Source organism: Streptomyces sp. GL_140 (assembly GCF_057834465.1).
Genome location: NZ_CM174404.1, coordinates 3622050 through 3634608, shown reverse-complemented (window position 1 = coordinate 3634608; position 12559 = coordinate 3622050). Strand labels below are relative to the sequence as shown.

The 12559-nt window shown below is 69.6% G+C and carries 18 protein-coding genes; 2 read left to right on the top strand and 16 right to left on the bottom strand.

What is annotated here, in order from left to right:
* The first annotated feature begins 21 nt into the window (after positions 1-21).
* Positions 22-420: a hypothetical protein gene (locus tag AC3IYJ_RS16730; protein ID WP_489402086.1), complete on the top strand. Its 399-nt coding sequence runs from the start codon at positions 22-24 to the stop codon at positions 418-420.
* 344 nt (positions 421-764) lie between these two features.
* Here the strand turns inward: AC3IYJ_RS16730 and AC3IYJ_RS16725 are convergent, their stop codons facing one another.
* The 11 genes from AC3IYJ_RS16725 to AC3IYJ_RS16675 all read right to left on the bottom strand — a co-directional run bounded on the left by AC3IYJ_RS16725 (position 765) and on the right by AC3IYJ_RS16675 (position 6746).
* The gene (locus AC3IYJ_RS16725; protein ID WP_489402085.1) at positions 765-1205 is read right to left on the bottom strand and encodes a hypothetical protein; all 441 of its coding nucleotides are present in this window, start codon (positions 1203-1205) and stop codon (positions 765-767) included.
* Positions 1202-1441 (bottom strand): hypothetical protein, encoded by a 240-nt coding sequence (locus tag AC3IYJ_RS16720; RefSeq protein WP_489402084.1) that lies wholly within the window; start codon positions 1439-1441, stop codon positions 1202-1204. Before AC3IYJ_RS16720 ends, AC3IYJ_RS16725 begins: the two co-directional genes overlap by 4 nt.
* Complete coding sequence (locus AC3IYJ_RS16715; RefSeq protein ID WP_489402083.1) at positions 1438-1845, bottom strand: HK97 gp10 family phage protein; 408 nt, start codon at positions 1843-1845, stop codon at positions 1438-1440. The genes AC3IYJ_RS16720 and AC3IYJ_RS16715 overlap by 4 nt, the downstream gene beginning before the upstream one ends.
* A complete protein-coding gene (locus AC3IYJ_RS16710) occupies positions 1842-2252 on the bottom strand; it encodes a DUF6093 family protein (RefSeq protein WP_489402082.1) in 411 nt (136 codons plus the stop codon). The genes AC3IYJ_RS16715 and AC3IYJ_RS16710 overlap by 4 nt, the downstream gene beginning before the upstream one ends.
* Complete coding sequence (locus AC3IYJ_RS16705) at positions 2245-2613, bottom strand: hypothetical protein (protein ID WP_489402081.1); 369 nt, start codon at positions 2611-2613, stop codon at positions 2245-2247. Before AC3IYJ_RS16705 ends, AC3IYJ_RS16710 begins: the two co-directional genes overlap by 8 nt.
* A gap of 229 nt (positions 2614-2842) precedes the next feature.
* On the bottom strand, positions 2843-3775 hold the full coding sequence (gene hemC / locus AC3IYJ_RS16700; RefSeq protein ID WP_489402839.1) for a hydroxymethylbilane synthase: 933 nt from the start codon (positions 3773-3775) through the stop codon (positions 2843-2845).
* 133 nt (positions 3776-3908) lie between these two features.
* Positions 3909-4229, bottom strand: coding sequence for a hypothetical protein (locus tag AC3IYJ_RS16695; RefSeq protein ID WP_489402080.1), 321 nt, complete (start codon positions 4227-4229; stop codon positions 3909-3911).
* 58 nt (positions 4230-4287) lie between these two features.
* Entirely contained in the window at positions 4288-4491 is a 204-nt protein-coding gene (locus AC3IYJ_RS16690) for a hypothetical protein (RefSeq protein WP_489402079.1), read from the bottom strand.
* On the bottom strand, positions 4488-5537 hold the full coding sequence (locus AC3IYJ_RS16685) for a major capsid protein (RefSeq protein WP_489402078.1): 1050 nt from the start codon (positions 5535-5537) through the stop codon (positions 4488-4490). Before AC3IYJ_RS16685 ends, AC3IYJ_RS16690 begins: the two co-directional genes overlap by 4 nt.
* Positions 5537-5935 (bottom strand): head decoration protein, encoded by a 399-nt coding sequence (locus AC3IYJ_RS16680; RefSeq protein ID WP_489402077.1) that lies wholly within the window; start codon positions 5933-5935, stop codon positions 5537-5539. The genes AC3IYJ_RS16685 and AC3IYJ_RS16680 overlap by 1 nt, the downstream gene beginning before the upstream one ends.
* A 139-nt stretch (positions 5936-6074) precedes the next feature.
* Complete coding sequence (locus AC3IYJ_RS16675; protein WP_489402076.1) at positions 6075-6746, bottom strand: hypothetical protein; 672 nt, start codon at positions 6744-6746, stop codon at positions 6075-6077.
* Between the two features lie 94 nt (positions 6747-6840).
* Here AC3IYJ_RS16675 and AC3IYJ_RS16670 point away from each other — a divergent pair, with 94 nt between their 5' ends.
* A complete protein-coding gene (locus AC3IYJ_RS16670; protein WP_489402075.1) occupies positions 6841-7395 on the top strand; it encodes a hypothetical protein in 555 nt (184 codons plus the stop codon).
* Here the strand turns inward: AC3IYJ_RS16670 and AC3IYJ_RS16665 are convergent.
* The 5 genes from AC3IYJ_RS16665 to AC3IYJ_RS16645 form a co-directional block, all read right to left on the bottom strand.
* The gene (locus AC3IYJ_RS16665; protein WP_489402074.1) at positions 7373-9148 is read right to left on the bottom strand and encodes a hypothetical protein; all 1776 of its coding nucleotides are present in this window, start codon (positions 9146-9148) and stop codon (positions 7373-7375) included. The genes AC3IYJ_RS16670 and AC3IYJ_RS16665 overlap by 23 nt on opposite strands.
* 445 nt (positions 9149-9593) lie before the next feature.
* Positions 9594-9806, bottom strand: a complete 213-nt coding sequence (locus tag AC3IYJ_RS16660) for a hypothetical protein (protein WP_489402073.1) — start codon at positions 9804-9806, stop codon at positions 9594-9596.
* A 233-nt stretch (positions 9807-10039) separates the two neighbouring features.
* Positions 10040-11581, bottom strand: a complete 1542-nt coding sequence (locus AC3IYJ_RS16655) for a phage terminase large subunit family protein (protein ID WP_489402072.1) — start codon at positions 11579-11581, stop codon at positions 10040-10042.
* Positions 11565-12092, bottom strand: coding sequence for a hypothetical protein (locus AC3IYJ_RS16650; protein WP_489402071.1), 528 nt, complete (start codon positions 12090-12092; stop codon positions 11565-11567). Before AC3IYJ_RS16650 ends, AC3IYJ_RS16655 begins: the two co-directional genes overlap by 17 nt.
* 148 nt (positions 12093-12240) lie before the next feature.
* Positions 12241-12456 (bottom strand): hypothetical protein, encoded by a 216-nt coding sequence (locus tag AC3IYJ_RS16645; protein ID WP_327308496.1) that lies wholly within the window; start codon positions 12454-12456, stop codon positions 12241-12243.
* Between the last annotated feature and the right edge of the window lie 103 nt (positions 12457-12559).

Genomic DNA, 12559 nt, shown 5'->3' with positions numbered 1-12559 from the left:
AGCACGTGGGATCGTGATGGCATGTTCGAGACGACCAACCCCTTGCCCGGGCATCTGCGACTGATCTGGGTCGGTAACGCCGACGACGACAGCGGGCGCCGCCAGGTTTTCTCCGACACGATCAGCCGCTGCACCTGGACGAATCCTGCCACTTGGGACACCTCCGGCCGGCTCCTAGTACGCAGCGCCCTCGGACAGCAAGCCCATGTATCGGCACCGCTGGAGTCCGGGGTTGTCTCCCGCAACGGCGACGGCAGCGAGAGTTTGCGCAGCACCTGCGGCCACCTCCTGCACCTCGACGGCCGCGGCTCCGCCATCGTCGACACCCCCGACGGCATCCAGGACGCCCCCGTCACCGGCGTCTTCTTCATCCACGACCCCGAACGCACCGCCGCCCGCCGCACCGGCGTACGCGGCTAACGGCAGACCTCGGGCCCCCGCTCGCGCTCGGCGCGATGGCTACCCCCTTGCCGTGGCGGCGGCGATGCAAAGAGCCGACTACCCTCCCTTGATGCCTCGAACCACCGAATAAATCGAATCGGTCCATGACCCGTTTCGAATCTTCCGACCAAGGGCCAGGGTTAGGGCGGCAAGGCACAGAGCGTCCGGCTGCGCGATCAGCCCGCTACCCCGGCTTGGCTGTGAGGGCGTCGACCTCACCGACCAGGTCTTGCCCTAGCGATATATGCACAGGAAGCCTGGTTCAGCTTGGCCTCGGTGTAGGACAAGCTGCATGCGGGCGTCGTCTCGCTGTTCAGGATCTCCTACTTGTGGATCAGTCGGCTCGATGCACTGAGCTGGTACCGATGCACCTGTGTCACTATGTCGCCGGCAGCTGCCGGATCGACACCACCATCGAAAGTAAGCAACCGAGCCCATACTGCGACTCCCGGCACATCTAGGGGCTGTTCCCACCCGCCGACCAAGGTGCGTCTGAGGAACGCTCGTCGTATCCGGTCGGCCAGCCACTCGACCTGGTCGGTGCGGGCGGCGACGATCGTCACCTGGTAGGTGAGGTGGGCGTCCTCGGAGGCGTCGGAGAACGGCGCGCCGTCCACGACCCCGCCCAGTGGGTAGAGGACGCTGTACGGGAGCGGCGCCGGTTTGCCGTCCATTAGCGGAAGTCCCCCGACTCCGCAGGGCCGACCGGTCGCCGCGGCGAGCATCGTGCGGACGGCGGCCGTCATGGGGGCGCGGTCGATCACTCGGTGTCCCGGGTGAAGTAGGCGGCGGCCGGCCCCTCGATGCTGAGGACTCCGTACCGGCACAGCCCGAGCGCGTCCCACTCGCTCAGGCCCGGGGTGGTGATGACCGACAGGGAGCGTTCGCCGTCCACGTCCAGGACCTCGGCAACGACGATGGCGCGGGACAGGATGCCCCGCTCGTGTCCGCCCAGAACCTCGGTCAGCACCATCTCCACGTCGGCGGCCAGATCGGTCACAGGGCACGCTCCACCGCAGCACCCAGGATTCGGGCTACGACCGGCCCGGACGCTTCGACAGCAGGACCGACGTGAGGGAACGGGGGCTGTGAGTACCGGCGGCCGAGGCTGTCCGTCCCGACGAACCCGTACTCCAGCCTCCGCGCCTGCGGAGCACCCGAGCCGATCTGCGCGACGAACACGGCGCCGGCCGCCGTCACCTCGGACTGCCACGAAGCCCGGTACCGGCCGGTGATCACCCTCGGACCGGGACGGCCGGACGCGCGCTGCCGGATCGACGCCACCAGCAGCGCCGCACTCACGCGGGCCGCAGCCTCCGACTCCGACCGCAGAGCCAGCCCCTTCTGATCGAAGAGGGCCGCGAGCGCCGCCGGATGGTTGAACGAACCCTTCCCCCGACTCACTGGGCACCCCGGTTGCGCTGCTCGAGCCACACGGTCCGCAGGACCGGGAACGACGACACCTCTCCGAGGGTGGTCACCTCGTACGTACGGCCCTCCGCCTGCCGGTCACGAGCCTGGACCACCAGCACTACGTCGTGGTCCTCCAGCTCCGGCGCCGACAGCGGCAGCAGCAGCTTGTACCCGGCCCGGATCTCCTCGACCCACGCCCCGTCCCGGCCCTGGCTGCGGATCTTCTCTTGCTGCGGATACAGCCCGGCGTTCCCGTCGTAGACCACCAGTGGCGGCCTGTCGATCAGCTGGCCGGTCTTCGGGTCGAGGACCTGCTCACCGACATCACGCGTCACCTTCACCGTGTCCGGCATCAGGTGCCGCTCCGCGAAGCGGGCAACCCCAGCCTGATCAAGCACTGAGGGCCCACTCCCGGAGCTGTGCCAGCAGCCCGCGGGTCAGCTCACCAGGCCGGCCATCAAGGTCATCGCGGTTCAGCACGGCCTCGTCGAGCTTCTGCGAGTCCACGGCGTCGAGGAAGCCGATCACGACGTGCCTCAGGTCGGACGGCTCGGCCATCACCTCCGCCAGACCGTCGAAGCCCATGCCCTCCCAGCCCGGAGTCAGGTACAGCGTGATCTCGGGACCCTCGTCCACGGTCTGCGTGATCCGGTAGGCCTCCACCGCCCCCGCCACGTCCTGCCCATCGACCTCGATGACGGCCGACTCATCAGGACGGGCAGCTATTCGGACACGGCGGGGCTCATCGAAAACGCTCATGATTTGGAGCGTAGGTGTGCGAACGGGGCGCCCGCGGTCCCCTCTCCAGGCGGTCTCGCTGACCTCGTGGACCGTCTCGTTCGGTGCCGTAGCGTGAGGCACGTCCATTAATCAAAGCTGGCTGCTGTGCTTATCGGACCCGAGTGTCCCGCCCCTCTTCAGGGGGTGGGACACCGCCGTTTTCGCCCCGGGGGGCCGTGGACGCCCTGCCCGTTTCCTCTTCTGCCCGTTACGCCGTCTCGGCGGACCGGACGGCGTTCAGGATGCGGTGGGCCCCAGCGTCAGCGAGCTCCGTTGCAAGGGCCTTGCCGAGGGATTCCGGGTCCGAGGCCGGACCGCGACGCCAGAGGTCGACTTGATCCGTTCCATCAAGAGATGTGACCTGCCCGTGGAGCAGCAGGGACCGGTCTGGTTGGGTCTCTGCGTATGCGCCAACGGGGACGTTGCACCCTCCGTGCAGCTCTGCGAGGAGCGCCCGTTCCGCCCGGACCTCCGCGTCCACGTCCGGATTGCCCACGGTCCGGAGAGCGTCCTGCAGCGCGGTGCTGTCCGCACGCACCTGAATGCCAAGGGCACCTTGCCCAGGGCTCGGTGGGCACAGGTCGAGGGGGAGCAGCTCCGTGATCTCGTGTTCCAGCCCGAGCCGGTTCAGGCCGGCGGCCGCAAGCACCACGGCGTCCAGGGCCATGGTGCGAAGCATCCGGAGGCGGGGCGGCACGTTCCCCCGGATCGGGACGATCAGAGCAGGCCGTAGGGCGAGGAGCTGGCCTTGTCGCCGAGGCGATCCGGTCCCGACGCGTGCGCCCACGGGCAGCCCAGCCAGCGTCGATCCGCACAGGGCATCCCGCGGGTCTTCGCGCCCCGGCGGTGGCAGGAGCATCAGGCCCGGAGCCATGATGGTGGGCACGTCCTTGAGGGAGTGGACGACGAAGTCGACCTCGCCGCGGGCAAGGGCGGCCTCCTGGTGGGAGCTGAACGCCGAGCCTCCGCTCTGCGCGGAGACCTCGGGCAGCGGGGACTTCCTGTCGTGGTCGCCGTCCTCGGTGATCACCCGCTGTACGAACTCGATGTCGGGGAACCGGGTCCGCAGCAGGCCGATGTATCCGCGTACCTGGGCCTTCGCCAGGGCACTGCCGCGCGATCCAACGATGTAGGTCACCACCGTGTCCACCAACTTCCGATGCTGGAGCGAAGGTTCACCAGGCTATGAGCGGCCGCGTAGTGCCTATGCAGACAGCTGGTCGGGAAGGGGCCCAAGGCTCCCGCTGCGGGGCTCTTGCTCGGGCCGTGGCCGGTCAGCGACGGGGGCGCGCGACGAGCGGGATGCTCAGGATCACGTCCGCCACCCCCACCGGTCCGTCGTCGGGTGCGGTCTGTGAGCTGAGCTGGGCAAGGCGGCGCTCCAACGCGGCCACGTTCGAGGCGTGGTCGATGGTCGCGACCCCGTTCACGGTCACCCGTAGGGGTTCTGCGAGCAGCGCGGCGATCCGTGCGTGAAGCACCTCGTCGGCGACGGCACGTGCCGAGCCGAGGCGCTCGTACCGTTGGGCCAGGTCGACGGGATCGGTGTCGGGGCCGAGCTGGGCCGTCAGCCAGTGAAGGACATCGGTGTGCACGAAGCTCCTGTCCGTACGTAGGAGGCGGGGAGGAGCGGTGTGCTCCTCCCCGCCGGGGTCAGGCTGAGGGCGCGCCCTTACGGGCGGGCTTCGCCTTCGGTGGCTCGCCGTTCTCCCAGCAGCTCGGGTTGGTGATCTGCTCGGCGATGTCCGGGTCCGTGACCTCCGTGCCGGCGGTCAGTACGAGCGGGACGCGCTCCACTGGGTCCAGGACGTGCACGGTCGCGGTCAGGACCCCGAGGGCGTGGACGGCCGCGCTCACAGGACGGTCGCGGTGATGTGGCAGTCCGGTGCGGCCAGTACCGGCATGGCGACGGCGGCGCCCTTCGTCCAGATCTGCACGGGGTCGTCCTGAGCACCGCGGGTGATGATGATGCCGGGGGCCTCCTCCCGTTCGATCTGCGCGCCGGTGCCGCGGGACAGGGCCAGGGATTCGGCGGTCGTGCCGTACTGGGTCTGTCCCCACTTGGCACGATCCGGCGGAAGCAGAATCCACTTGTCCTCGGGCAGCACGCGCTTGGACACGTCGTCCTGCCAGACCTGTGCCTTGTAGAGGGTGATCGGCGGGAGCCCGTATGTGCCGCGCACGCTGTTGACCTGCTCGGGGGTCAGGACCGACGTCGGGGTCTGCGTGCCGGACGGGGTGCCGTGGTACGCGGCCCGGTAGGAGCCGTTCCCCGCGAGGTGGGACCACGCCCTTCGGGAAGTGAGGACCATCTCCGGGGCCGGGGCGCCGATCGAGTCGAGGTAGTCGATCCAGCGCAGCTCGTCCGCGAGCGGGTCGGACGTCGGATCGCTCCAGGGCTTGGGCGCGGTCGGCATGTTCGCTGCCGGGACTCCGTAGTCGACTTCGACGGTCAGTCCGTTCTCGCCGGCGAGGGAGAACTTGCCGTCGAGGAGCACGTCACCGGCGGCCAGCTCCAGGCGGGAACGGATAGCTTCGACATGCCGTTCAACATCGTCGTAGAGCAGCTCGACAAGCCGGTCTTCGTCGGCGCCGCGCGCCGCGTCCAGGAGGAGCTGTTCCATCTCGCCGACCAGGAGCTTCTGGCCGAGCGCGGGCAGGGTGCCCTCAGTCTGCGTGGCTTCGGCCTGGCGCTTCGCGAACGGGACGCTCGTGTCGTACGCCCGGTAGGAGGCGGTGTTGACGCGGCGCTTGGAGTTCCGGATACGCCACTTCACGTCCTGGACCTGCGTCTCCGCGAACACGGTCTGCGTCAGGAGGAAGTCGCCCGGGTTGGGGATTGAGCGCGCGTACACGGTGAGGTCCGCGACGGACACGCCCTTGAGGAGGTCGCTGATGCTCATCAGTTCACCGCCAGGAAGCGGAGCTGAGCGCCTGCCGGGTTCGCGGCGATCTTCGACGGATCAATGCCGCCGGGGATCTTCGCTGTCTTCACCGTGCCGTGCCAGAGCAGGGCGGCCGGGACCTTCACGGTGCCCGGGGTGAACGCGGCCTCCGCGTAGACGAGGCCGGCGAGGACCTGACGGCCGTCGGTGGCCGCAGGGTCGTAGGCGCCGTACAGGCCGGACGCGGTGATCCGGCCGACGGGCACGCCGGACCGCACGAAGCCGTGCGGGGCCGTCGCGGTCGGCTCGGAGTAGTGGGTGCTCTTGGTGAGCTTGGCCAGGTCGAGGGTGATCGTCTCGGTGGAGTCGGTGCCGTGACGGGATGCAAGCCAGTCCCGGTCAGCGGTCACGGTCACAGAGGTCGTGTACGGCTGTATCAAGCCGCTGTCTCCTGTAATGCTGGAGGCGACACGCACACACCGGAGTTGGCGGAGCGGTCCACGAGGAGAGAGCGGGGCGTGGTCCCCGCAGCGGGCAGCTGTCGCTGCGCGCGGGCTACGAAGCCGGGGGCAGGATGCCGCGGCGCCGTGCCATCGCGAGACCGGCAGAACCGGGCTTGCTGGTCTGGCCACCCGGGCGGGGCGGCGGCACGGACGCGGGAGATCCGCCCGGCGCCGGCGGGATCGCCCCGGGGGTCTTCGGGACGGTGGTGAACAGCTCGGGGCGCCGGTCGCGAAGGTCGCTCGCGGCCTGGGCCACGGCCGTGTCGTCCGCGTCGTCCGAGACGCGCAGCAGGGCCACGGCGTCGTTGAGGTCTTCGCCCGTCGCACCGAGTCCGGCCAGGGTGGCCCGGCGTGCGGCGTCCCGCTCGCGGGTGCTCGCTGCCGCCTCACGCTGGATGGCGGCTGCCTCGCGGGCGTCGAGGTCCTGCTCGCGGCGCTGGGCTTCGGTGAGCTGCGCCTGTTCGGCTTCGCGCTGCTGGGCGATGAACCGCTCCAGCTCGCCGGCCGAGGTGAAGCCCAGCTTCTCGACGAGTGCACGGGCGCCGGATCGCTGCCCCTGGTCCTTCTCGCGGGCCATCAGCTGCTGAAGCTGCTGCTGGTCGAAGGACACCTTCACCGCCGCGTTGGACGGGTCTTCGGAGGAGGCACCAAGGATCGGGAAGATGGGGCGGCCGTTGCGGCGGTAGCCGAGGACGGCACCGGGATTGGGCATGGTGCGGGACATCAGGACGTGCAGCTCCTCGACGTCCCCGCGCCATCAGCGAGTCTACGGATGCCAGCGGGACGCCCTGCGGCTTCCTCGATACCCCTCACCTGGAATGATCAACACGACTATCCAGGTGGGGGGCATCGTGGAAGAGATCGACGGCGTATCGCTCGAGAAGACGACGGCGGTCGACCGGCGGCCGAAGAAGGCGTGGTTGGCCGCCGGGGCCGTAGTGGTCCTGGTGGTGGGCGGGGGCCTGTGGCTGTGGCAGCCGTGGGTGGACCGCACACCGTTCACCGCGTATACGGCCGCGCTGCAAGAGGCCCAGTACACAGTCCCCGGGTCCTCGCCCGGGTCCTGTGTACGGACGGCTGCATCCGAGGAAGAGCGCATCATCTTCGACGAGGACGGCAAACGTCTCGCAGTCGGGCGGGACCCGAGGGAAGGCCGGCTGCTGGGGCCGGAGTTCGGTGAGTTCGCGGGCGACTGCCTGTTCGTCTCCCGCATCGACAACGTCCCCGGTGGGAAGGGGACCTACGTGACGCAGTGGGGCGGAGGCACGAAGCATGAGGTCTCCGAAGAGGACATGCGCGAGTCGGCGGAAGCCCAGACGGAGCGGTTCAAGACGAAGCGGAAGTCGGACTTCAAGACCCCTCCGGAGAACTAGAGTCCTCGTCGTCGTCCCCCGGTTGGGCCGATCGGGATCCGGCTGGTGGCGTCTTCTCCCGCCGTACGGTGATCCGTTCCACCTCCTCGCGGGCATCCTCGATCGGGTAGCCGGCGTCCTGCAACATCCGTACGCCGGTCTCCAGGCTCAGCACACTGGCTCCGACACCGCGCACCACCTCGTCCAGGACGGCACTGCGGTCCGTAGGCGTGTGCGGCCCGAAGGCCAGGCGCACCGGCAGGCTTTCACCGGCGGGCCAGCCCTCCGCCTGCCCGGCCTGGTGGAGCCTCTGCACCATCTTGAACAGCAGCCCGTACTTGTGCGCGCGGGCCAGGCGCATCGCGTCGACCAAGGAGTCCAGTGGACCCAGGGACAACTGGAGGGCGTACCCACTGGGGACGTCGGAAGGGTCGACCGTGCCCAGGCTGACGGCGGGGAGACGTGCGTTGACGGCCGCCCTCTCCCGGATTTCCTCCACGCGGGCCCGGAGTTCCGCCAGCTGCCCGGAGGTGTCCAGGACATCCATGCGCCCGCCGTCGGCCAACTGGAAGATCGTGCCCGGCTCCACCGACAACGGGCGGGGCCTGCCCGTGACCCGGTCCACCTCGGCGCGCGCGCCGGCCAGACCGATGATCGGGGCGCCGGTCGTCGCCGAAGCGCGCGCCGAGTCGGTGTCCGTTTCCGCGAGTTCGTCCAGCACCTGCATCACGGGGGCCAGCGACGACTGCCCGAAGTGCTCCCCGTCGGCCACGGTGTTACTGATGTGGATGATCGGCAGGAAGTCCAAGCGCAGGTCTAGACGGTGCAGGACCTCCCCGTCCGAGCGGGTCCGGAACCGGGCCTTGTCCAACGGCAGGTCATCGAGGCTCTGCCCGTGGCGCAGGTCATCGAGGTCCCACTCTGCGTCGGTGAGGAAGCAGGCGGTGCTGGAGGGCCGCTCCGCCCACGGGTAGGTCCGCTCGATGATCCCGCTGTCCGCACGGAACACGTCACCGGTCTCCAGCAGCCACCCGCCCGCCCCATCGGCTACCAGGTCACGGCCGGTCCGCCCGGCGTCCGGTGGCGTGCTGCGCGTCGCCGCCGTGATCGGCCCCAGCTCATAGGTGATGCGCCGGATCCGCGCGTTCACCCCGTGCTCGGCGTCCTCGGGTATCTCCCAGGCCAGATGGACCCGCCGCGGGTAGTCGCCCGGATCCGCGTCCTCATCCAGCACGGGGAAGTAGAACCCGGGGTCGAAGGTCCGCAGCCGCACCCTCCCCTTGTCCGGGTCCCAGGCCAGCAGGTACACCGCGTCCCCGAGCAGCACCGCCTTGCGCTCAGCGGCCTGCATGCGCAGCGGCAGGAGCTCCTTCTCCGCCCAGCCCCGCAACAGCAGCTGCACGGCGGCCGCGGACTGCGCCTGCGGGTCGGGCTCGTCGGTCCCGGCGTGCTCGGCGCCCGCGACCACGATCTGCTGGGACTTGCCGAGGAGGTGGGCGAGCGCGGTATCGACGAACACGGCGGCGTCACCGAACTCGCGCCGCTCGGCGCCGGCCTCGTTGCCGGTGAGGACGGCCAGCTCCCCAGCCTGATTCGCGTCGTACGCCGCGAGGATCTTGTACGCGGCCAGCCGACGCAGAGCATCACGGGGAACCCATGTCGCCTGTACCTGAGGTGCGAGGGACCGATGAGGGTGGCCGCCGCTGGCGGCCGTCATCATCGGCTTGTAGTTCAGCCACGACCAGGCATCGGACACGAAAGTGCGCAGGCCCACGAGAAGATCACCCTCGACAGCCCCACGCCGCCTTCAGCGTAGGGGAGCGAACAGCGCGCACCTGATCCGCTCGCCTCGCCCCGAGACCTGCTGTGTGACGGCGGCCCGGGACGAGGGTGCGGTGGACCTGTCGGGCGCAGGGTAGATGTCAGTGAGTTGCAGAGATATGGCAGTGGCCGGATGGTCCAGGGTGGGCGCAGCCTCGGCCGCTCTGCACCGTCCCGGAAACGAGGGCGATTCCGGGACGGCTGCCCGCCACGTCGCTCGGAGCGCGGAAGCCGTCCCGGAACCGGCCGACACGACGGAGAAGCGGAACGGGTAGGCGGGACGTGCCGCTCCGAGCAGACAGGCTCCGACGTCATCGACATCGACGATTTCGATCCCCACTGACACCCGTCATGCCGCCGACTGCTGACCCGCCACCTCCGACCGGCTCGCCCGGGCTCTACTGCGTCGCGCGCTCTGGAGAACCGCCGGTCAGATCCCGAAGAGCCAGACTGGCGCCACGATAGGACCCCAGCAGACCCAGGAACGCGATGACGGCGTATATCCAAGGCCAGGCACCGTCGAATTGATTGATGATCACGATGGTTGTGAACACCTGGGCAACCGCGATTGCGATGTTGCCCAGCAGCCGCAGCAGCGGATGCACCTTCATACCTAGACCCCCCACTCCCACACCAATGACATTGGCACAGTAGACGGTCCCTCGCGGACCTCAACGGGTGGCAGACCCCACTGACATCGCTCTGTCATCCGACAGGACCACGGCCGCTGTGTCCGGGTGGCCGGGCCCTACCACTCCACACCACCGCCTTCGTGTCGGCTCGCGCCACACCGCCCACAGTCCGGGTGGCCACCCTTTCGGGCGGCCCCTTGGGCGGCACCAGCTCATCGGCGCCCGGTGAGCCTTCCGTCCTGGTAGCCGGATGATGTGGCGCCGCTGCGCTGCGGGTCAGCGAGCTCGGTCATGGCGTGCACGGCGGCGTCCATCCGGTCGGGGGAGTCCATGCCGGCGACCCAGGTCACCATCTGCTGCTCCAGCTGCGGCCACTGCCCGACGTGGTGGACGCGTCCCTGCTCGTACAGCTGGGCGATGGGCTCGGCCCTCAACCTTTTGCCGTGCTTCGCGGTGACCGGGAGCACGGCGGGCATCAGCATGTTCTCCGTGCGCTGCTCGCGCTGAAGTTCCTGCCACGCCTGGTGGAGGATCTGTTTCGACATGTCGCCGCCGTAGTTGGCCTCCACCACGATCGCGTCCGCCCGCAGCTCGATCGCGAGGACGCACGCCTCCCGGCCCCAGGCGTCGGCTCCACGGTTCCCGGACCGGTCGTCCAGGAGATACATGTGGCCCTCGGCGTCGCGGGCCGCCGCGACGATGCCGGTCTCGTCGCCCACGGCGGACTCGCCCCCGGCAGGGTCGACTGCCACAACGATTCTGCTGAGGTCGATGCCGCGTAGCTGCGCGGCGCTGATCCGGTTGCCGGTGATCCACGCCCAGTCCCAGACTCCGCCGTCCTGCGGCCGGGGCTGCTGCTGGTAGAGGCTCCACCAGACGCGTTCACCGACAGAGCGTCGGATCTCCGCGAGCGCGGCTTCGTCATACCGCTCCGGCCAGAGCGGGCCGCCGACCCGGCGCCCGAGGGCGTCGTCATCGGACAGAGCGAGCGCGGGCAGGTCGATGACGGTCCAGCGGTTGCCTTCGTCGGCCAGGACCCGCCCGGCGAGGTCGTCCTCGTCCCAGCGGGTCTGGATGAGGATGACGGAGCCGCCAGGCTCGATACGGGTCAGGAGGACGGCCTGCCACCACTCCCACAACCGGCGGCGCATCGTCGGGCTCGACGCCTCCGCGGCGTCCTTGATCGGGTCGTCGACCACCGCCAGGTGGGCGCCCTTACCGGTCAGGCCACCGCCGACGCCGGCCATGACGGCGCCGCCCTCGGTCCCCAGCAGGTCGAAGCGGTTCGCCGCCGAGGAGCCCGGCCGCAGCGAGATGCCGATCTGCGGCCCGTAGGTGAGGATCGCGTCACGGATCCACCGGCCGTGGTCGTCGGCCAGGTCGGAGGAGTAGGACGCGATCATCACCCGGTGCTCCGGACGCCGCCGCAGGTACCACAGCGGCGCCCACCGGGCGGCCCTTCGGCTCTTGCCGTGCCGGGGAGGCATCGTGAGGAGCAGCTTCGTCGGGACGCCGGCCGCGACCCGTTCGAAGGCAGCGTCGATCAGCCCCAGGTGCGGGGCTTGCATCTCCCGCCCCTCGGTGAGGACGGAAGCCATCGCCCCCGGGGAGCGATCCATCGCCATGTCCCGCTCGATACGGGCGAGCTGGGCACGGAGCTGTGGTGTGGAGGCGGCGGCTATCTCACGGCGGCGCGGCGCGGGAAGCGACCGGTACAGCTGGAGGACCGCAGCCTCATCAGCCCTGGCCACCATCGCCCGGGTCGCCCGCCAGAGCAATTAGCCGCTGAAGCTCTTCCAGCCCCGCGGTCTCCACCTGCACCGCACCGCCGTCCGGTCCCGACACCTCAGTGCGCACCGGCCGGTTGAGGCCCAAGAGGTGGCTGCTGCGCTCGATAATCCGCACGGCGCGGTCGACGGCCTGGAGGTCGCCGTTACGGATCGCGGACCGGTAGACGCCGAAGAACAGCCGCTCCAGCCGTTCCACCATCAGCTTGCGGAGCTCGTCCGCGCTGTCGTCCAGCGCGGTGCTGCGTTCGGTCAGCGCCCTGGACACGTCCTTGCAGGCGAGCTCGATCAGTCGGGAGTCGGTAGGGGGCTCGTCGCCCCGCTTGTACGTGTCGATGCCGTACCCCTGCGGGTAGGCGACGCCATCGGAGTTGATCGACGGATCGGCGGCGAGTTTCCGCCCAATGGTCAGCCAGTCGACGCCGGCCAGTTTCAAATCAATGGCGTCCGCGCGGCGTTGAGTGATTGCAGCACGCACGGCCCGAGTGGGGCGGCCCATGAACACAACTCCAGGGCCCCGCGCCACCCTCCCATGATCCTGTAGCGAAGGGTGCCGCCCAGCGGTGTGGCGCGGCCCGCCCCGCGTCCAGGTGCTTGTGGCGGACGCGGGGCCGGGCTCGGAAGGGCTAGCCCTGGGCCAGGGTCCACTTCGTGAGGCGGTCCACGATGTCGAGAAGGGAGCGGCGCGGTCCGTCCGCGATGAAGGCGAACACGAAGAAGGAGGGGATGAGGGCGATCACGACGAACAGGGCCGGGATGATGCGTACGACGATCGTCAGGAAGTCGACGACGGCGCGGAGCGTCTTGGCCTGGGCGAGTACGTCAACAAGGCGGTCGAACAAGGTGTCTCCTCAGTTACGAGTCGGGGCGAGCAACCTGGCTTCCGTCCTGAGGGCATACTTCTCCCTCAGTTCGGGGACTGCCGTCTCCGGCAGAACGTCCAAG